The organism is Glaciimonas sp. CA11.2 (assembly GCF_034314045.1).
Lineage (GTDB): Bacteria > Pseudomonadota > Gammaproteobacteria > Burkholderiales > Burkholderiaceae_D > Glaciimonas.
Genome location: NZ_JAVIWL010000001.1, coordinates 4,132,416 through 4,153,552, shown reverse-complemented (window position 1 = coordinate 4,153,552; position 21,137 = coordinate 4,132,416). Strand labels below are relative to the sequence as shown.

Here is a 21,137-nt window from a genome sequence, read left to right as displayed (position 1 = left end):
ATGCATTACAACTTAAATCTCGAGTCCGTATCTTTCTTCGACGCCACTCGCGTAGGCTCATCCGACCTAAATAGGATATTTTAGCAAAGGGGCGTTCGGAAGCTGATGTTATCGTGATAGCTCTGGTTTTCGGTCCTTGACGAAGGTGCCAGGCCTACCTCAATCGCGTATTTAAAAAGATCCATATCGCATTCGACTCCGATCTTTCGCATCGCGCTATTTTTTTGGGAGCTCACAGTTTGCTTGCTCCGATGCAGATGACTTGCGATCTCACTGATTGCCATACCAGAGACATACAGTCGCAGTACTTCTGCCTCTCGCTGAGATAATGCCAAGCGTCCTTTCACATTACCGTATTCCTTCATGATAGATTTTATCGTTGGGGAAAAGAACTCACCCTTATCACTTCCATAGGCGATATGGACTGCCGATATTAAATAATTGACGTCATCCATCTTGCTAAGAATACAGCGCACTCCTATCGCTCTTAATTTCCCTAAAATTGCCGGATTATCGATCATGGTCATGGCGACAATACGCACGCCTGGGTAACGTCGAAGAATGAATTCAAACAAAGGAATGCCATCGCCAAATTCGCCACCTGGCATTACATAGTCAGCCACCAGCACGTCGCATAAACCCTTATTTAACAGATCAATTATTTCTGTTGAATTACAAGCTGTTGCTACTACTTTCAGGCTACTTGCAGCGATTACATATCTGATTCCCGCCAATACAAATGGATGGTCATCAGCAATAATTACTTTGATTATTTGTGTATTCACTGATTACCTTAAGAAATCTCTGATTTAGTTGCTTAAGGCGTCGCAAATGAGTGGGACAAGAATATATGGAACTCTGTTTATTTAAGCTAAAAAACAAAACAGATCTCACCGAAGAAAAACGATTTTAAATTACTACACCCCACTCAGTCGCACGAATTAATTTAAGACGAACGTGTAAATAATTCTGATGCATCGCGAATGCCAGAAAATATAAAAAAATAATTAGCGTCTTTTTAAATATATCTTTAGTCTTTTTTTAAATAGACTGTAGGAATGCGCCAAATAGTTTTCATAAAATTTTCGACCTGATCGCTGATTAGCCCACTCTTAGCATTTTAATGCTTCTTGCTTTATCAATGGACGCATTACGAACTGTAGATGGACTCATTTTATGATGCACCGTGTCACCTTCTTGTCTCCATATCTTTTGCTAACTTCACTATTTTAATTAATTTCAGCATCCGCAAAATATCACGCTCCACATTCAATTAAAAGCATGACGCAATCATCGAATCGCCGCACGTATTGTGTAGCAACCGATACCGACCATATTACACATATGAACGCCTCCATACGACTAAGAAAGTTCTAGTTCTACACTTCGACGGAGATTTGTTCATAAACAATGCCATCTGAACACGCTCGATATAATTTTTTTCTTCTATGGCGTTATGTTTTTTAAGCCTAAATAACGGGCTATATATCTTTTACTTCACATTTAAACGCCAAAAAAAGTGACTACTCTAGAGAATTCTTAGTCAAAATAAGATAAAATTCTTGAGTAAATTAAACTCCCATACAATCGATCTACCTATAGTCGGCCCAAAACGCTTCTCTTTCAGAAGCGCTATATTTTCCAGCAATTATGCTCACGAATAAAGGCGAAAATTCACTGCGATTCGCGGGTCTTTTCGGTGCAGCAACGCTTGTCGTAATTTTAGTTGTCAATGCCGGAGTAAAGATGTACCAAATGGCGCGTTAAAAGTGTACCAATCCGGGTTAATAAATAGAGCCGTTGAGGGCCTGAATTATTCTCTTTTCAATGCACATTTCTATACTCTGCAGAGTTGGGGTGGCGGGCGCAGCGCAGCGTAGCCCGTTCCCTCAAGACGTTGCTTTTACGGGTTGGCCCCTCCTTTTTCAGCAGTGCTGTTTGGTTTGACATTGCGCTGTTGCCGTTTCTTGCTGGTGGCCAATCGATACGATTCGCCGTTCATTTCCAGGATGTGGACGTGATGGGTAAGCCGGTCAAGCAAGGCGCCAGTCAGCCGCTCCGAACCGAGGACGCTGGTCCACTCGTCAAACGGTAAATTCGAGGTCACCAGCGTGGCACCGTGCTCATAGCGTCGGCTAAAGACCTCAAACAACAATTCCGCACCGACCGCTGTGAACGGCACATAGCCCAGTTCATCGATAATCAGTAACTTCACGTTAGTCAGTTGCTTTTGCAAGGCACGCAGTCGTTTCTCGTCACGCGCTTCCATCAGTTCATGGACCAGGGCGGCGGCCGTCGTAAAGGCAACGCTGTGTCCTTTCTGACAGGCAGCTAATCCTAGTGCCAGCGCAGTATGCGTCTTGCCAACACCCGAAGGTCCTAACGCGATGACGTTCTCGCGCTTATCAATCCACTCACAGCGTGTCAGTTCGAGCACCAGGGATTTGTTTAAGGTTGGCATCGCCATGAAGTCGAAGGTATCCAGACTCTTGGTCACCGGAAACCTGGCCAGACGGATGCGCCGCTCCATCGTGCGGCGTTCACGGTCGATACGTTCGAGTTCGCACAACCGTAATAAATAGCGTGGGTAATCTACGCCTTCACGCGCGCAGTCGGCGCCGACCTTCTCATACTCCCGGGCAAAGGTCGGCAGCTTCAGGGCTTTGAAGTGGTTGACCAACAGTACCTGCGGTGCCACCGTGGTGGTCTCGGACAGCGCCGCGCTGTTGGCGTTCATGCGAGGTCTCCGGTAACAGGTTGCGTCAGTAGCGCATTCCCGCTGAGCAAGCTGAGGTAGCTGCCGGCATCGGTCGTGCCGACCGTGGCGTTCGGCAAATACGGATACAGGGTTAAATCCAGCTTGGGTGGTCGTCGTTCGATGGCGCACAATACTAGGTGTTTGATGGCATCAAAGCTGAGCACGCCCAGATGATGGGCCTGGCCAATGGCACGCTCGACTTGCCCGATGCTGAAGGTTTCCAGCAACCGCAGGACCTGGATATATTCCTTGCGCCCACGCTTGTCCATGCGCGCTTCCAGCAGGCGTCGCAATCGCTCGAAGGCCGCTGGTAATGCCCACTCTTGCAGCGGTGCAGCCTGGTCAAGCGCACGCGGCTTCCTCTCCAGCAACGCCAGATAGTGCAGCGGGTTCACCACGAAGTCCGCTTTGGCATAACTGCGACGATGGTGCGCAATGCACTCCGGATTGCCAACCAGATAGATGTCGACCCAGTCGACGGTGCCTTTGACCAGCACCGCCTGATGACCGTATTGCGTCGGTACCGAATAGTCGTTGGTGCGGTAACGGACCAACGATTGCGATGATACCCGGCTGGTTTGCTTGTGACTGGCGTCATAGAGCGTTACCGGCAACGGCATCAATGCCGCCCGGTCATGGATGAGGCGCTGGCCGATGGTGTCAGATTGACCACGCAGCACGGCACGCTGACGTTTCAGGCAGCCGTCCAGCAATTGGCTATTCAATGCAGCGAAGTCATCTGCCACCGGCAATGGCACCATGAAGTGGCGTCGGCTGTAGCCGACCAGTCCTTCCACTTTACCCTTGTCGTTACCTTTGGCGGGACGTCCGAATTTATCATCAAACAAGTAATAACTCTGCAATTCGGCAAAGGCATGGGTCCGTCGGCGCTGGCCATCGCCTAATATCTTGGCCACTGCAATCCTGGTGTTGTCGTACAGAATTGATTGCGGCACGCCACCGAGAAACGCGAAGGCAGCAAGATGACCGTCCAGAAAGGCTTCCGTGTCTTCGGTCGGATACGCCTTGACGAAACACGCATCCGAATGCGGCATGTCCAGGCAGAAATAGTGGAAGCGGACCTTCTTGCCGCCGATGTACCCGTCGGCTTCGCCGAAATCGACCTGGGCATGGCCGGGGCGATGCGCCAGTGGCATGAACACTTCCTTCTGCCGGCTGGCCACACCGTTGACGTACTCGCGCACCAGGGTGTAGCTACCGTCGTAACCATGCTCGTCACGTAATCGTTCGCGGATACGTACCGCCGTATGGCGCTGTTTCACATGGACTTGCTTATCGGCCTCGAGAATGGCGTCGATGATGGCTGCGAACGGTGCCAGCGTCGGAGAGACCGGGGCCGGCGCTCGCCGATATCCCGGCGGTGCCGCGAACTGGCACATCTTCCTGACGGTATTGCGATGGATACCGAAGTAGCGCGCAACCGCACGCTCACTCTTGTTCTCGACCATCACGGCGCGACGTACTTTGACGTATATGTCCACGGGAAACATCCTTTCCGCCTTTCTTATGCACCATCAAGGGCATAAGACTACAGGCTGGGATTGGTACACTTTTAACGCGCCATTCACGGCCGTTTCAAGTGCGCTATCCGGTACATTATTCACGCGGCATTTATAATATCAGGCATCATAAATGCACGTACTTTTTCATCAGCAGGCCCTTCGAATACTTTTTTTACAAAGTCCTTAAAACGCGCTGAACTGATTTCACCGCCTTCAATTCCTTCGGGTAGATGCTGCTTTAAGCTGTTCGGCAACACAGTCCTGAAGTGCTGTAGAAAACTAGGCTTCACTGCTGAGATATCCTTCGCATATTGTATGAATGCGGCCTGCGAACTGAGTATCGCGTCGGCATTACGTCGCATTCCATCTTCCGAGTAGTAACCATATTTTGATCTGTCAGCATTAAGGTAAATTTCCTCGACGCTATTCGGAATGGCTAAATGTGATAACTCATGTTGCAAGGTCTCCTGCAGCTGACCGGCTCTATTGATTGGCGATAAAAATGCTGATGTGGTCAGGTGAAGCTTACCTCGCTTCGGGCCATCTTCATATGTGTATGCCGTGATCACGCTAGCAAATAACGAAGCTTCCTGGGGAACGCCATCCGCATGTTCTTGCGGATTATATCGGTACTGTATGCCCTCCGGACTGACCGAAGCCGATATAACACAAATTTTATCGGTCCTGATGGGGTTAGTCACTTTCTTAAATCTCACCAGTATTCGTTCTACTTTCTGTTTATAAGCATCTGTTAGCCCTTCAGGTTTTACGTGAAAAAATGCAGAGGCGTGCATCCAGAATTCCAGAGGAGAGTCTTTCGACCAGTTAGCCAACTGTTCCGCAAGACGATGACTATTGACGTAGGCGGTATTAATGTCGTCTGCAAAGTATGGCCCATACATACTACTTATTTCAGATATACCTCTTGCATGTGTCTTGAATGTCCAGCCGCCAACCTTGGCAAAACTCGACGTTAAAGCAGGACCAAATACTGTTCTCCATAGGCGGGTTGTGACGCTTTGCTGTGGCATGACGTAATCGGTTTGATAGTTATTATCCAAGTGGTCTAATATTATTTTTTTTTCGCCATAAACTTTTAGGAGTTGACGATAAGTGTGCTGATTTTCGCAGAGTTGCAGACTCGTATCACAGACCTCGTTAAGCGCCTCGGTCTCTCCTCCAAAATCGTCAAAGGATTCTGCAGCTAACTGCGACTTCATTTTGTCCCAAAAAATCTTAACGCCGTCCAACTGATACTCAGTTAAAGTATTACCTCCCCAATCTAAAGACTTCATTTTATTTATTGTCTCGGACAAATCTAAATCCGGGTTATCGGTCATACGGGTGATTAAGGCGTTGAAATGTCGTGCCAGTTGGGGATTCGCAGGGAATGCACTTTGAATTTTTTCAGCATCGCGAACAATTTCTAGCCGCAATAGCGAACGCTCATAATAAGGACGTGTTTCAACATCCAATGCAACCAGTCGCCTTATTGCAGTTGTGCGCTCGGACTCCGACGGTAATGCTACAATGTTCAGGCCCTCCGTGCTACAACTTGCTTGGAGACTATCGGGCAGTGCACGCCGCAACCGGCATCGCTTTTCGTCAAATTCGTCGTTGGAGAGCACTTCAAATGCATTTTTTCGGTCTGGGCCGTGGCGATATCTGGTGCGCCCACTTTTATCTTGAAAACTAAAAATAAATTGCTCGCTATTAGTATTATCAGCGTACATGATTGGCTCTGACCATCCTTCAGGCAAATTGAAGCCTCGTTGTAACGCCTCCTGATAAGAAGTTACACCGCTCGGAAGCGTGGGCTTAGGCGTAATCAAATGATTATTCGATATCTGCCAAGTGGCGCCGTCATATTGCATATCAAGGCGCAGGTCTTCCGGCATCGACTCGCCAATAATACAGCGCTCATTAGTTGGTAGTAATTGCCTCTCAACCAAATAAAATTCATCTTCAATTTTGATGTATTCACGATCTCCAACGCTGTGCACACCCAGATCCAACTGCTCCGGCAAATGATCAAAGAAACTTTGGTATTTAATCTGCCTGACTTCTTTGATGAGCTTGTTGTTGTACAACATATCCGAGACGCGCGCTGAGGATGAGTGCAGAGGAAAATTCTGCGTAAAGGAATTCAGTATTTGCGGATCGTCGTCAATCAGATGTCTATATCCCCGAAGCCATTGATCGGTTTGCTTTTCCAATTGTCTTTCCGCTTCGTTCCATAGGTAACCCACTTTTTTGCCAGAATGGCTAACGTCCATGACCAAATATATCGGCCCACCGTCGAATTTTTGTATAAGTCCACTAGGAGATAAATTGTGTGGAAAGGTTAGCGTATCTCCGAGCAGTGAAATGAGATTGGGGGGTACGGTCAACTCTACAGGAGCGGGATCAAAAAATTCGGACATGTCTGACATAAAATGTAAATCTTCATGCCTGGTTGAGAGAGGGTTACTTAATACTGATTCCGCACCCTTTTTTGTAATACCTCTTGCCTGTTCAATTTTAGGAGACTGTTCCGATATATGCTGTGCTGTCTTATGTGTAGCAAATTCTTCTGAGGACCGATAATTAAAAGGAGTGCGAACATAATGCATCAGGTACTGCGCTTGATTTTTTTTAATTAATCCGGTAAAGCAAAATAGCGCATCTGTTGCCACTGCTAGTCCTTGTGTGGCGATACCTGCATCGGTTTTTGCGGGAGCTACGATCATTTCAGCCATATCCAGGACCGCAATCACGCAATTACCATCGGGAACTAGCCCAACAATAAATTTTCCAATTGCATAAATATCAGAATGAAATATTTTTTCGGTCCACGTTGAAGATATTGGTTGCGAAGGCGACGCATCGGTAAAGCGCTTATGTATTGCTGAAGGAAAACTCTGCAAGTCACTCACGACGGTGGCAATCTCAACTATATTTGTTGAAAAAATATAGACGGAGGGAGCCTCGAATGTGATTTGGTTCGATGGCTGGAATTGAATACCATTAGTAAAGCTGGCATGATTTTGATTCACGAACTGCGCGACCCCGCCCGCGCGATTTATTTGTTCCGTCACTTTAGAAACAACCGGAGAACCCCAGCAGCGCCCTTCAGAAAATAAATAATATTCACTTTCCGTATGGCCAGTTGGTGCGATTAGACCAGAAGTGGCTTTAAGTGCAGCCTTATAAGTGATATCAGCATGTTGCGTATCGTATAAAACTACTTTCGGCATAAATACTTCTAGTTGCCCAATCCTACTTGCGCTAACCAAATTATCTTGATCGATTTGCGGCAATTGCTTAAGACCGAAACTATATAACTTAAATTTACTAAATATTAGTAAATCTAATGCAGCTTCGGATTGTCGCTTGTGAACCCCATCTTCATTGAACTGATCATTAATATTGCGTAAGAACCTTTCCTCGCTTATGTTGACTTCCTGCAAGAGACGAATCCGTGGTATTTCAGGTGCAATTAACGCGGCAAGTCCCGACTTCATACGATCAGTCGCAGTACCTGAAGGCTCACCATAAATCCTTTTCTCTATTGACTGACCGAAACGTGTCAAGGTAGAACCAGTAGAGGGTAGCCACGCAGAAGGAGCAATATCAATCAAACTATGCAACCCTGCCTCACGCAAAATAGAGGGCGTAAGAAGCGTACCTGCTTTGACTGAAAATTGATTAATGAAGCTTGCTCCAATACTCATTAACGCGCCATCACGGCCCTGATAGTGCGCATCACGAAAATCACGTTGTCTCATGTTAAATTGTGCGTTGAACAAAGGATCAATGGCATGTAAAGACGCCTCAACAAACCATTTTGCTAGCGTATTTAATCTAGCACGATCAGCGGCCTTCAATGAAGGAAGGTGCAAATCTAGCCGGTTAATAACACTCGCTTTGATGCGATCAGAAAATCCTGCTAATGTATCGAGCGTTGGGTCGAGGCTTAACGCAGCGCTTGTATTTTTTCGTACGAAGACCTCAAGGACTTGCGCACCAGATGGCTCTGATATTTGGCCTAAAGCATTGAAAAATAGTTGCGCAACGTCGTTTTTCAGTGCCGATTGTGGCGTCGTTGGCTGTGGATGTGCTGGGCTATCATAAGCAACGCCTTTGTCAACTGGCGGCAACTTGGAATGCACTGCGTATTTCAACATCGCATACTCGTACTGATCAACCGATGGCTGACCTCCAATCATCCGGGAAACCACAGGCGTGAACGCACTCAGTAATTGATCCACACGAAATATAGGATCGTTTGAACGCTCAAGTGCAATGCCCTTTAAACGGTCGTCCTGGGCAACATTTGTTGGCCAACGCTGGTATGCGTTGATGCCATTTAGGATTACTCCTTTGTCTATGGAAGACCAAGTGTGAATCCCGTTAAGAGAAGTATCAAACGAGTCGATGCTGAGGTAGTTGGAGGAAGCGGCAACGTCTAACTTAGGTGCTACACTTGGTACACTTGTTGTCGTGGGAACAGGCTCTATTTTTTTCTTTTCTTCTCCCTGATTCCAATAGGGATTATTAAGATCGTCATAAATACTACCTTCGACCCCCTGGAAAAGCATCGGGTCTTTCGGCCAAGCCGGTAGGGTGTTATAGACGGACTGCCCAAATGATAAAATGCTGTTGCCGATGTCGCTTAATGTGGGAATGTTTGATGGCGTTGCCTGAGTCGTACTATTGCTCGGACATGTTTCAGGGCCAGGTAGAGGCATGCCCTCCTTGGTATCTGGCAACGCCGTAAAACGTGTTCCTGTCTCATGACAATACGCTGAAAATAATTGTTCTGGCTTACAGGCATTAGTTATTAGCATAGCTGCTAGCGCTAATCCCGTTTTTATGGGCGCTCCTTCAGAGCCTGAATCACAACAGGAAACTGCGCTAGGGTTCGTGCCAAATTGCACGTACTCGAAGCCCTCTCGAAGTTTCTTCATGTCTGTCTGTTCTTTTTTGTCGTTTATTATTTTATTCTCTAGCTCCCTGTGAACCCGTTGTCGGCGCGTTGCCCGCGGGAACTTGGCGTTAAGAGAGGACTTCCCGTTGCGAAGTGGCACTTCAATGCCGCTACAGTTTGTGACGACGTTGATAAATGTCGATTGGGATTTTGAAGATGGCTCCGATCCGCGGACCGCGAAACTCGCAGAGGTGGCGGAGGTTGATGGGGTAAAGCTGGTATGCACCATGAGCATCCTTAATGAATTTAATGAAAAAAATGAATAACTTCGATGCTGCCGATGACAAATGGCATACTTGTTCGCTCAGGCACAAGAAGAATTAATCACCGATTCAAAGAATAAACGTCACTTACAACCACCCGGTATTATTGGTCTCGTCTTGCGCGAGCCAACAAAGCATATTAACGTTCCTCCGAACCCAGACGACAGCACTATATGCGCAGGATTACTTCATTGCTGATTCAAGCTAGACTCTCAAAAATATCATTACCACTTTGATCCGTCGCTAGGACAAGAACTAAAGTCTCATTTGTAGAGAAATAGGAAAATAGCGCAAGACGCACCTATTATTTTTCGTGGATTTCGAGCGCCAGCCCTCGAAGTGGCGTTGTAGCCATTGAAAATTTCAGATCAGCGCAACATTTTATTTCTTGTAAATGTGGTTTTTGTGCGCCCATTTAGAACGTGCAATTTGCCAACACCCCGAATACTATTAAAGCGTTAAATTGTGATTTGGCACGCCATCATAAAGCGGCGGTACTCTCTACCGATAAAACGGTGAGTGGGTTATTTATTTAGCGATCAACGCAATAGAGAAAAAAATAGACTGCGCCAATCAGCGACTGGCTATTAGAAGTCTTATTATTCGGCTTGGGAATACCCGAAGCTTTATTTGAAGCCATGCAGTTACACAGAATTATTCGGACCCTTTTTGTCTTCTTCGAAAAAAGGTACGGAATCAATATTATTCTTTTTTTGATTGCCACTATCAAACAATTCACGTACTAAAAGTCTGTGCACTTGTGTATCCATATCGTTAGGGGCCACATGGCGCCGATTTTTCATTTTTGCTTGTTCGGCACCTGCCTCTGGTATTGCACTCAACATATGTTGACACCATGCTACAAATATATCGGGCAGCATGAAGGCTTTTACTTTGTCATCAGCAGGCCCCTGAAAAAGTTTTTTTATGAATTTTTCAAAGCGTTTATCACTAACGTCAGCAAGCCCTTCGGGCAGATACTTTTCCAGACTATCGGGCGACACCAGCTTAAAATGCTCTAGGAAGCTTTGTTTTACCGAAGTAATCAACTCAGCGTACTTTAGAAAAGCTGCGGGCGAACTAAGTATCGCATCAGCGTTACGACGCATTCCATTTATTGGGTAGTGTCCGTATTTTGTACTGCCAGCATCAAGGTAAATCTCCATATGGCTATCGGGTATTGCCAGGTGCGATAATTCATGTTGCAAGGACTCCCCCAATTGATGACGACCGCTGACTGGGGACAAAAATGCTGAGGTCGTTAAATATAGCTGGCCGCGGCGTGGCCCCCCCGTATAAGTGTAAGCTGTAACAACGTTGCCAAAAAGTGTTGCCTCCTGCGGAACACCCCTCACGTGTTCCTGTACGTTATATTTGTACTGCACCCCTTCTGGACTGACGGACGGAGAGATGACGCGTAATTTATCGACTCTGTCTGGAGCAGAATATCCCTGAAATTCTGTTAGTGTTTGTAGAATTCTTTGCTTGTAATCTGATGTCAGGCTCTCTTCCTCAACATGAAAAAAGGTAGAAGTCTGGCTCCAAAATTGTTGAGGAGCATTTTGCGACCAATCTACTAACTGCCCAGCGAGATCATGAGTGTAGGCGTAGGCATGACGAATTTCACTAGCAAATTCTGCGCCATATTTTTCTCTTATTTGAGAGAATCCTTTTGCGCGTACCTCAAACGTCCAGCCGCCAGACTTGGTGAAACCTGATGTTAAAGCGGGTCCAAATATTGTTTTCCATAACCGAGATGTCACACTTTGCTGCGCCTCAACGAAGTCGCTTTCGTACTCTCGATTCAATTTATTCAACCATCTTACTTTGTTGATGTAAACATTCCCTAATTCATCATATTGTCGTTGGCTTTCGACGAGTCGCAAATTTAACTCGCAGGTCTCACCCAAAGCCTCACGCTGCCTTCCAAAATCGTTAGAAGATTCGCTCGCTAATTGCGATTTTATTTCTTCCCAAAAGTCCGTCAAGTCCATCAACCTATCTGCGGGCAACTCTCGATCCGCCCACTTTAATTGACCAACCTCTTCCATTGCAGCAACTAAAGTCAATTTTGGCTTGTTGACAATATTATCGGTTAAAAGCAAGAAATGCTGTGAAAGTTCGGGATTATTTTGGAATGCATTTTGAATTTTTTCGACGTCTCGAACTATTTCAAGTTGAAGCAACGGACGTTCGTAATAGGGACGCGTTTCAACATCCAGCTCAACGAGCTGATTTATTGCCTCTTTACGCGCGGCTTCCGCTGGAAGTGAGGCAAAGTAAGCCCCCTGAGAACCACAAGCTGCTTGAGAACCAAACGGTGGCGCTCGTTTAATCCTGCATCTATTTTTTTCAAACGCTGTAATTTCTAGTTCATCCAAAGCACCTTTTCGATTCGGGCCGAGACGATATTTGGTGTTGCCTTCGCTGTCCCTGAGGCTTAAAACAAATTGATCGGGGTTGGAGTTGTCAAAGAACATCGCAGACGTCGACCAACCTTCTGGCAAATTAAATCCATGTTTTATCGCCTCCTCAAACGTTGCGACAGTGTTAGTCAGTTTGGTCGCAGGAGTAATCAAATAATTTTTTATTACCCTCCATTTTTTTCCGTCATACTGGACGTCAAGACTTAAATCTTCCGGCATTTGCTCGCCAATAATACGACGCTCCAAACTAGGCTTAGATTGCTCCTCCAGTAAATAAAATTCTTCATCAAGCTTAAGGTACTGTCGATCTCCAACGGTATAGACACCGTGATTGATATTTTCCGGCGGATGTGCGAAATAACTCTGATAGTAAAATTTACGCACTGCATTGAGACATTTATTGTTGTACAACATATCCGATATTCGGGTTGAAGTTATGTGAGTCGGAGCATTTTTCGTGAATAGGTCTACGATTTGAATATCTTCATCGGTCAATTCACTATATGCATCGAACCATTGATCGGTCTGCAATTCCAATTGTTTTTCCGATTCATTCCAGAGATAACCGACTCTTTTTTCAGTATTATCTAAGGCCAACACCAAACATATCGGTCCTCCCTCAGACTTTTGGAAAAGTCCTTTAGGAACTAAATTGTTCGGTACGTTTAGGTTGTCTTTCTTAAACGATATTTTGTTTGGGGTGGGGCTGATCGCGCTTGGTGCGAATTCGATAAAGTGGGAGATACCAGTTCTAAAGTGTAAATCTGCCGGGTTATTGGCAAGATGTTTCACAGTGTCAAATCTAAGGCCGCCATTCGTCAATCCCACCTTCTCATCCTTGTTGAGCGATGGCCCTGCCAAATGCTCTTTAATCTTCGTTTCAGCAAATTCATTGGGAGATCTGGAACGAAAAACAGCTCGAGCAGAGTTCATCACGACTTTTGCTTCCTTTACTTCGTTGACCAATCCAGTGAAACAAAATAGGGCATCTGTTGCTATCACCGTAGCTTGCTCAACTTTACCTTTATCGGTTTCGGCTGGCAACGCAACCATTTCTGCAGTATCAAGGACGGCGATCACGCAATTACCATACGGAACCATACCTATAATAAATTTTCCAAGTGTATAAATACTGGAGCTGAATATTTTTTGGGCCAACGTTATATGCATTCGTTGCGTCGACGACGCATCGGTAAATCGTTGATGTATAGCTGAGGGAAAACTCTGTACCTGACTTACGACAAGGGCAATTTCTTTTAGATTTGTTGCATAGGTAGAAAAGGATGCTGTTTCGAAAGAGGTTTGATTGGATGGCTTAAATCGAACGCCGCTAGTGAAGCTCGCATGATGTTTGTTGACATACGCCGCAACCCCGCCCGACTCCTTTACGTAGGAAGTGATGACAGAAACAACGGGTGAACCCCAGTAGCCCTCCTCAGAAAACAAATAGTACTCGGGAGGCGCACCGCTGCCCGAATTTCCCACACTTGCAATGAGCCCCGACGTCGCTTTGAACGTAGCTTTATGGGCAATATCGCCATGTTTTCCCTCGTATAAAATCACTCTTGGCACAAATATTTCCAATGCACCAAAATGGGCCGCCCTGATTAAATTTTTCTGATGGCTTAGTGGCAAATGCTCAAGGCCGTAATTGTATAAATCAAATTTACTTTGCTCTAGTCGACCTAACGCATCCTTGGATTGCTGATTGTGAACCGCGTCATCGTTAAACCGATCATTGACACAGATCAAAAACTCCTCCTCGCTAAGCTTAACTTTTTGCATCAACCTGATCTTTGGAATTTCAGGCGCAATCAGAAAGGCTAGTCCAGATTTCATACGGTCCGCTGCGCTCCCCAAACGTTCACCTGCAATGTCATTTGCACGCGAATCGTCGAAGCGTATGAGGGCGGTCCCTGTAGAGGAAGACCATGCTAAAGGATCAAGATCAATTAAACTATGCAGACCTGCCTCACGTAAAACTTCGGGAGTCATTCGGCCTCCCGCCTTCGCTGGAAATTGATTCATAAACCCTGCCCCAATACTCATTAATGTGCCATCAGGGCTAAGGTAAGAAGCGTAACGAAAATCGGGGTGATCAAGATCGAGCTGTGGGTGGAACAAAGGATCAACACCGATTAATGTAGCATCAACAAACCACTTTGCGAGCAAGTTCAACTTACTACGATCATTCGGCAAAAAGTTTGGCACTTGTATCTCTAGCTGATGAATAATCTCGGCTTTTATACGATCCGAAAATTTGGACAATTTATCCAATGTCGGATTAGTTGCCAATTCCAACTTAGCCTTGGAATTTATGTAACTTGATAAAGCCTGAGTACCGGATAGCCTGTTTATCTCCGTTAAAGCCATAAAGAAAAGCTGCGCGATCTCGTGGCGTAATTCTGCTTGCGGCCAGGCCAGTTGGGGTTCTGCGGGGTTAATCGAAACACCCGTGCTGTTAGTTCCGTAAGACTGGGACTGCACAGCATATTTTAAGACCGAATACTCATATTGACTGATAGTTGGGTCACTTCCCCAGTTGCGTAATATTAATGGCTTGAACACATCAAGGAGCTGATAAATATTTGCGATATTGTCACTCAGGCGCGTAAGTGCGATGCCCTTCAATCTCTCATCCTGATTAATATTTGCGGGCCAACGTTGAAAGGCATTTAACCCACCCATAATCGCATCCGCATCTAATGACGAGGGAAACGCAGAAAATACGTTGGGGCGGAGCTTCTCGGCAGTATTATTGGTTACGACTTTCTGGTTACCACCCGCGCCCCAATGAGGGTACTCTCGCCCCCAAAATGCCCTCACTTGCCTACCGCCAGTATGCGCCTCTACCAACATCCGCGACCTTGGTAAAGCCGGTAAGCTGTTATAGATGGATTGTCCAAACGATAAAATGCTATTGCCGATATCGCTTAATGTAGGAATGTTTGACGGCGTTGCCTGAGTCGTACTATTGATCGGACATGTGTCAGGGGCCGTCAGAGGCAGGCCCTCCTTCGTATCTGGCAAGGCCGTAAAACGTGTTCCTGTCTGATTGCAGAAAGCTGACAATAATTGTTCTGGTTTACATGCATTAGTGATTAGCATAGCTGCTAGGGCTAATCCTGTTTTTATGGGCGCTCCTTCTGAGCCTGAATCACAACAGGAAGCTTCGCTAGGGTTCGTGCCAAATTGTACGTATTCGAACCCCTCTCGAAGTTTCTTCATGTCTGTCTGTTCTTTTTTGTCATTTATTATTTTATTCTCTAGCTCACTTTGAATGCGTTGTCGGCGCGTTGCCCGCGGGAACTTGGCGTTAAGAGATGACTTCCCGTTGCGAAGTGGCACTTCAATGCCGCTACAGTTTATGACGGCGTTGATAAATGTCGATTGGGATTTTGAAGATGGCTCCGATCCGCGGGCCGCGAAACTCGCAGAGGCGGCTGAGGTTGATGGGGTAAAGCTGGTACGCACCATGCGCATCCCTTAATGAATTTAATGAAAAAAATGAATAACTTCGAGGCTGCGAATGACATACTTGTTCGCTAATGCACAAGGAGAATTAATCACTGATTCAGAGGATAAACGTCACGTGCAACCATCTGGCATTAGTGGTTTCGTTTCATGCGAACAAAGAAAGCATTTATCCTCCCTGCGCGCCCACCCAACAACGCTGATAACGATTACTTCATTGCTGATTTAAGTTAGCCTCTCAAAAATATCATTGCTACTTTGATCTGTCGTTAGGACAAGAACTAAAGTCTCATTTGTAGAGAAATAGATAAATGGCGTAAGACGAACTCTTTGTTTATCGTGGGTTTCTAGCATCAGTCCCCCGAATTCACTTTATAGCTATCAAAAAATTTCAGATCAGCTCAATATTTTATTTCTTGTAAAAATGACCTTCGATGCACTTATATAAGGGACAATTTGAAAGAGTGTTTGAAAGAGTGTCATTCGCAAACGGCATGAACAAGGGTAAGTATTAAGCCAAATTCACATATCAAATTTGCACAATTCTTCATAACGATCAAGATATTCGTCAAATAAGGAGCAGTACCTAACGGATGAATGCTGCGATACGCTATATAATGCTGAGAGTAAAGAAATACATTGCCTTTAGGTAATTTTACCTTTGCCAACCTGTACCATTAAGCGACACAATAATTAAAACAATCTACTTGCGGCGTTGCGGCACAGTAATCCCCACTTATCCGCCAAAGAGTTACCTAAGAGGTTTGTATGCTCTATCACATGCACGAATTTAGTCGTTCTCTATTAACGCCTCTGGTGCAATTCGCCGAAACGAGTGCAAAGCTTTTTACCAATCCGGTGTCACCGCTTGCCCATTCACCATTTGCGCAGCGCATCGCTGCTGGCTACGAACTGATGTATCGACTGGGGAAAGATTATGAAAAGCCAAATTTTGATATTGTCTCCACTTTAATTAATGGCAAGGAAGTTGCCATTATTGAAGAGGTTGAGCTGACAAAACCTTTTTGTCGGTTATTGCATTTTAAGAAAGATTTAAACAAAAAAGAGTTGGCAGCACTTAAGCAGCCGACTGTACTGCTAGCCGCCCCGTTGTCAGGACATCACTCCACTCTACTGCGCGATACGGTGAATGTTTTATTGGCTGATCATGATGTCTACATCACTGACTGGACAGATGCACGCATGGTGCCCGAATCCGAAGGTGCTTTCCATTTACATGATTACGTGTTTTATATTCAGGACTTTATACGGTTATTAGGTCCTGATCTGCACGTGATTTCAGTATGTCAGCCGACCGTTCCGGTACTCGCTGCGATCTCCTTGATGGCGAGCGAAAAAGATCCAAAACTTCCGAAAACCATGACGATGATGGGTGGCCCGATCGATGCACGGATTTCCCCAACCGAAGTCAATGATCTGGCAACTGAAAAGCCGTTTAGCTGGTTCGAAAATACCGTAATCTATACTGTACCCTCGAATTATCCAGGCGCAGGCCGCAAGGTCTATCCTGGTTTTCTGCAACACGCTGGTTTTGTGGCAATGAATCCGAATCGCCACGCACAAAGTCATTGGGACTTCTATATGCACCTGCGCCAAGGTGATAACGAGTCCGCAGAAAATCATCGCAAGTTTTATGACGAGTACAATGCGGTACTGGATATGCCTGTCGACTATTATTTAGATACCATTAAAACGGTGTTTCAGGACTTCAGTCTTCCGCTCGGGACTTGGAAAATTGACGGAAAACTCGTCAAGCCGCAAGATATCAAGACCGTTGCCTTGTTCACCATTGAAGGTGAACTTGATGATATTTCAGGACCAGGGCAAACCAAAGTTGCGCATGATTTATGCGCATCTCTTCCGACTGCAATGAAACAGCATTTCACCGCAGAGAAATGCGGACATTACGGGATATTTTCGGGCCGTCGCTGGCGTGAAATGATTGCCCCTAAGATCACAGAATTCATCAAGGCCAACGCTTAATGATAATGATAATGATGTCGATCTGAGCCGTTCTACCGTTTAAAAAGCCACTCATTAAAATAGAGTGGCTTTTTCTATTTAGCCCGCCGCTGATTTACGCGGATAATAAACCTTTTATGTTGTTATCATCTGCTGTGTTTAATCAAACTATTAACCAAACTACCCCCTCTACCGCCGACCTTGCCGACCATATTGAGTCGCTACTGCCTCAGACGCAATGCACTAAGTGTGGATTTTCAGGTTGTCGCCCGTACGCCGAAGCGATAGCGGAAGGCAGCGCCCTCTATAATCAATGCCCACCGGGCGGACAAGAGGGCGTGAACCGCCTCGCGCAACTATTGCGTGCGCCGATAATTCCGCTTAACCCAGTCAATGGTGCTGAGCGCCCGCGCCCACGTGCCATCATTGATGAGGCGATTTGCATCGGCTGCACTCTGTGCATTCAAGCTTGTCCGGTTGACGCAATTTTAGGAGCAGCAAAACAGATGCATACCGTCATAGAAGACCTGTGCACTGGCTGTGATTTATGTGTCGCACCCTGCCCCGTTGACTGTATTAGCATGGTCGATGTAACGCAAGACAAGACCGGCTGGGAAGCCTGGACCCAACAACAAGCAACCGACGCACGCCAACGTCACGATTTTAGAGATGCACGCTTAAAACGTGAAAAGCAAGAAAACGACGACCGTCTCGCCGCCAAAGCGGCCGACAAATTGAGGGTTATAGCGGCGGAGGCAACTAACAATCCAGAGCAAAAAATCGAACAAGAACGCAAAAAAGCGATCATTCAGGCAGCGATTGAACGCGCTCGACTAAAAAAAGAACAACAAGCTGAGATACAGCCTAAGCCACAGGCTGAGGATCTGTCATGAATACAAAGAAGCGTCGCGAAATATTTAACCGCTTGCGTGCTGTCATGCCAAACCCGACCACCGAACTTCTATACACCTCGCCATTTGAATTACTCATATCTGTGTTGCTGTCAGCGCAAGCTACAGACGTAAGCGTCAACAAAGCCACGCGCATGTTGTATCCCATTGCAAATACGCCAGAGAAAATTCTAGCTCTCGGTATCGACGGGCTGATTCCATATATTCAAACCATTGGATTATTTCGGACAAAAGCCAAAAATACGATCGAAACATGCCGACTGCTCATTGAACGCCATGCTGGAGAAGTTCCGCATACACGTGAAGGGTTGGAGGCGTTACCTGGCGTTGGTCGTAAGACAGCCAATGTGGTGCTAAACACCGCTTTCGGGGAACCGACCATTGCCGTTGATACGCATATTTTTCGCGTCTCGAACCGAACCGGACTTGCGCCCGGTAAAGACGTCAATATCGTTGAGCATAAATTGATGAAAGTGGTACCTGTAGAGTTTCAGCAAGATGCGCACCACTGGCTTATACTACTTGGCCGCTATACGTGTATCGCACGCAAGCCTCTGTGCTGGAACTGCACAATCGCAGATCTTTGTGACTACAAAACCAAAACACCATTACCTGAAAAAGGTATATAAAGCGCCATGCCGACCCCTCATACTGAACATCACTTCGAAGCCAGCGACACAGTCCGCGACATCGTGATTGGAATGGCAGACGGCCTGACGGTTCCGTTTGCACTTGCAGCGGGTATCAGCGGCGCGTCGGTGGCGATGAATATTATCGTTACCGCCGGTGTCGCCGAAATAGCCGCTGGATCAATTGCCATGGGATTAGGCGGTTATCTTGCAGCACGTACTGAACGCCAGCATTATTACGCTGAGCGTGACCGTGAAGAGCAAGAGATTTTGACCGTCCCTCATAGAGAACGCAGGGAAGTGATCGACATCATGGCGCAGTATGGCGTCACCAAACAAGAATGTGAGCCGATGCTGGCCGGGCTCGAACGCACGCCACTGGCCTGGCGGGATTTTATGATGCGCTTTGAACTCGGACTGGAGGAGCCGCATCCTGGCGCCGCAAGAAAAAGTGCAATAACAATTGCGCTCTCATATCTGGTCGGTGGTTTGATTCCTCTCGCGCCTTATATATTTATGAACTCTACCCACAGCGCACTTACAGTATCGACTATCGTCACACTGCTGGCGTTGTTTGTGTTTGGTTACCTGAAAGGTAGTGTAACCGGGACCGGCGCGCTTAAATCCGGCTTGCAAACATTGCTCGTCGGCGGCCTGGCAGCGGCAGCGGCTTTCAGTATCGCAAGACTCATTAGCTAAAATTATCTATGTTCAATCCCTCTCAACAAGACGTCCGTCGGTTTTTCTGTGAAGCCTATCGTAAGTATCGGGCGAACGAAATACTCACCCCAATTGAGGCTATTGCCCGTGATTGGATTATGCAGCATCCAGAATATTCAAATGATTTGAACGATGTCGATGCTGCTCTTGCCGCCGATTATTCAGTCGAAAATGGCCAGACAAATCCATTTCTGCACTTGGCGATGCACCTATCAATCGCCGAACAGATTTCGATCGATCAGCCACCTGGGATTCGTGCAGCATCGACTGCGCTGACACAGAGACTACAATCGGAACATGATGCCTATCATCACATCATGGAATGTCTAGGCCAGATGATCTGGAACGCGCAGCGGAGCGGCTTGGCGCCAGATGGTGCTGAATATATTGAGTGTGTCAAAAAGAAGATGTAGCAGATACAGAGGGTTAATAGCATGAATGCACTGCGTTCGACCTCTGAGACATCGCGGTCTAGCGCTTGATTAGTTAGAGAGGTAACGGGGGGATATTTATGTACACATCCTTAAACGATTAGACGGCTTGGCGATCTTCCGTATTTGGTCACACATCTCGTTAGTCCATGCCTTACATACGTTATTTCACAAAGCTTTTTAGAACAAGAAAACAACGACAAAAAGCCACCATACAAAATATGGTGGCTTTTTGTCGTTCAGAAGTTACTAGCAACTTCTGAACCGTTCTTTAAATTATATCAATATCTTACTTACGCAAGACCAACGATGTTGGCAAGCTATGGATATAAGCAGCAATATCCTGAATGTCCTGATGCGTCAACGCCTTAGCAACCCCACCCATAATCGCATTTGTGCGGCCATTTGGGCCAGCAGCACCGCGCTGATAAGAAATCAGAGCGTGCTGAAGATAGTCTTGATGCTGACCGGCCAACTTTGGATAAGCTGGATCGATTGGCGTTTGTAAGTTCGCCCCATGACAAGATGCACACGAATATTTTTTGACTGCGGCTTCACCAGCGGCGATGTTACCGCTTGCCAGTGCACCGACAGAAGCACTCGCGGAAAGGATAAACACCACGCCAACAAGAATTTTTTTCATAGTGTGGGTTCCTTATTTTTGCTGAGAGTAATAAGCGGCAAGATCAGCCATATCCTGATCCGACAACGAAGCTGCAATTCCACGCATCGTCGGATGTTGGCGATCACCCTTCTTATAGGCAGCCAGCGCATTTTCAATGTACTTGGCAGATTGACCGCCAAGCATCGGTACTTGATATACCTCGGGAAAACTAGCTTTATAGCCAGGAATACCGTGGCATCCAATACACATGGATACCTTGTTTTCAGCTGCCTTAGCGTTACCGACGACGTCCGTAGCTGCGGCGAAGTTGGCAATACCCGCAAGCGCGAGAAATGCAATTAATTTTTTCATAATAGCTGTGGGTAAATAGCCGAGTAGTTGTAGCGAAACCGGTTCGATCTTCGTTGCGCTTGCAACTTAGTGTT

General features: G+C 46.3%; 12 protein-coding genes. 5 read left to right on the top strand and 7 right to left on the bottom strand.

The window, feature by feature from the left end; genetic code table 11:
- Positions 1–80: 80 nt before the first annotated feature.
- The 5 genes from RGU75_RS17995 to RGU75_RS17975 all read right to left on the bottom strand — a co-directional run bounded on the left by RGU75_RS17995 (position 81) and on the right by RGU75_RS17975 (position 15,416).
- Positions 81–785: a response regulator gene (locus tag RGU75_RS17995; RefSeq protein WP_322238308.1), complete on the bottom strand. Its 705-nt coding sequence runs from the start codon at positions 783–785 to the stop codon at positions 81–83.
- Between the two features lie 1,118 nt (positions 786–1,903).
- The gene (gene istB, locus RGU75_RS17990) at positions 1,904–2,737 is read right to left on the bottom strand and encodes an IS21-like element helper ATPase IstB (protein WP_322232684.1); all 834 of its coding nucleotides are present in this window, start codon (positions 2,735–2,737) and stop codon (positions 1,904–1,906) included.
- Positions 2,734–4,269, bottom strand: a complete 1,536-nt coding sequence (gene istA, locus RGU75_RS17985) for an IS21 family transposase (protein WP_322232686.1) — start codon at positions 4,267–4,269, stop codon at positions 2,734–2,736. Before istA ends, istB begins: the two co-directional genes overlap by 4 nt.
- A 110-nt stretch (positions 4,270–4,379) precedes the next feature.
- The gene (locus tag RGU75_RS17980) at positions 4,380–9,479 is read right to left on the bottom strand and encodes a hypothetical protein (RefSeq protein WP_322238306.1); all 5,100 of its coding nucleotides are present in this window, start codon (positions 9,477–9,479) and stop codon (positions 4,380–4,382) included.
- A 678-nt stretch (positions 9,480–10,157) separates the two neighbouring features.
- Complete coding sequence (locus RGU75_RS17975; protein WP_322238305.1) at positions 10,158–15,416, bottom strand: hypothetical protein; 5,259 nt, start codon at positions 15,414–15,416, stop codon at positions 10,158–10,160.
- A gap of 765 nt (positions 15,417–16,181) precedes the next feature.
- Between RGU75_RS17975 and RGU75_RS17970 the strand changes: the two genes are divergently transcribed.
- The 5 genes from RGU75_RS17970 (at position 16,182) to RGU75_RS17950 (ending at position 20,069) form a co-directional block, all read left to right on the top strand.
- A complete protein-coding gene (locus tag RGU75_RS17970; RefSeq protein ID WP_322238303.1) occupies positions 16,182–17,417 on the top strand; it encodes a polyhydroxyalkanoate depolymerase in 1,236 nt (411 codons plus the stop codon).
- A gap of 116 nt (positions 17,418–17,533) precedes the next feature.
- Positions 17,534–18,289, top strand: a complete 756-nt coding sequence (gene rsxB, locus RGU75_RS17965; RefSeq protein WP_322238301.1) for an electron transport complex subunit RsxB — start codon at positions 17,534–17,536, stop codon at positions 18,287–18,289.
- A complete protein-coding gene (gene nth, locus RGU75_RS17960; RefSeq protein WP_322238299.1) occupies positions 18,286–18,936 on the top strand; it encodes an endonuclease III in 651 nt (216 codons plus the stop codon). The genes rsxB and nth overlap by 4 nt, the downstream gene beginning before the upstream one ends.
- Before the next feature lie 6 nt (positions 18,937–18,942).
- Entirely contained in the window at positions 18,943–19,635 is a 693-nt protein-coding gene (locus RGU75_RS17955) for a VIT1/CCC1 transporter family protein (protein WP_322238297.1), read from the top strand.
- Between the two features lie 8 nt (positions 19,636–19,643).
- Positions 19,644–20,069 carry a DUF1841 family protein gene (locus RGU75_RS17950; protein ID WP_322238295.1) on the top strand — a complete coding sequence of 142 codons (426 nt, stop codon included), beginning with the start codon at positions 19,644–19,646 and terminating at the stop codon, positions 20,067–20,069.
- 307 nt (positions 20,070–20,376) lie between these two features.
- On the opposite strand, the gene RGU75_RS17945 is transcribed toward RGU75_RS17950, so the two are convergent.
- Together RGU75_RS17945 and RGU75_RS17940 are read right to left on the bottom strand one after the other, a co-directional pair.
- A complete protein-coding gene (locus RGU75_RS17945) occupies positions 20,377–20,730 on the bottom strand; it encodes a cytochrome c (protein WP_322238294.1) in 354 nt (117 codons plus the stop codon).
- A 12-nt stretch (positions 20,731–20,742) separates the two neighbouring features.
- On the bottom strand, positions 20,743–21,063 hold the full coding sequence (locus tag RGU75_RS17940; protein WP_322238292.1) for a cytochrome c: 321 nt from the start codon (positions 21,061–21,063) through the stop codon (positions 20,743–20,745).
- Between the last annotated feature and the right edge of the window lie 74 nt (positions 21,064–21,137).

Bases quoted from the DNA above. Each gene is read 5' to 3' on its own strand.
- istB (WP_322232684.1), bottom strand. From the start codon at position 2,737: ATGAACGCCAACAGCGCGGCGCTGTCCGAGACCACCACGGTGGCACCG.
- istA (WP_322232686.1), bottom strand. From the start codon at position 4,269: ATGTTTCCCGTGGACATATACGTCAAAGTACGTCGCGCCGTGATGGTC.
- RGU75_RS17980 (WP_322238306.1), bottom strand. From the start codon at position 9,479: ATGGTGCATACCAGCTTTACCCCATCAACCTCCGCCACCTCTGCGAGT.
- RGU75_RS17975 (WP_322238305.1), bottom strand. From the start codon at position 15,416: ATGGTGCGTACCAGCTTTACCCCATCAACCTCAGCCGCCTCTGCGAGT.
- RGU75_RS17970 (WP_322238303.1), top strand. From the start codon at position 16,182: ATGCTCTATCACATGCACGAATTTAGTCGTTCTCTATTAACGCCTCTG.
- rsxB (WP_322238301.1), top strand. From the start codon at position 17,534: ATGTTGTTATCATCTGCTGTGTTTAATCAAACTATTAACCAAACTACC.
- nth (WP_322238299.1), top strand. From the start codon at position 18,286: ATGAATACAAAGAAGCGTCGCGAAATATTTAACCGCTTGCGTGCTGTC.
- RGU75_RS17955 (WP_322238297.1), top strand. From the start codon at position 18,943: ATGCCGACCCCTCATACTGAACATCACTTCGAAGCCAGCGACACAGTC.
- RGU75_RS17950 (WP_322238295.1), top strand. From the start codon at position 19,644: ATGTTCAATCCCTCTCAACAAGACGTCCGTCGGTTTTTCTGTGAAGCC.
- RGU75_RS17945 (WP_322238294.1), bottom strand. From the start codon at position 20,730: ATGAAAAAAATTCTTGTTGGCGTGGTGTTTATCCTTTCCGCGAGTGCT.
- RGU75_RS17940 (WP_322238292.1), bottom strand. From the start codon at position 21,063: ATGAAAAAATTAATTGCATTTCTCGCGCTTGCGGGTATTGCCAACTTC.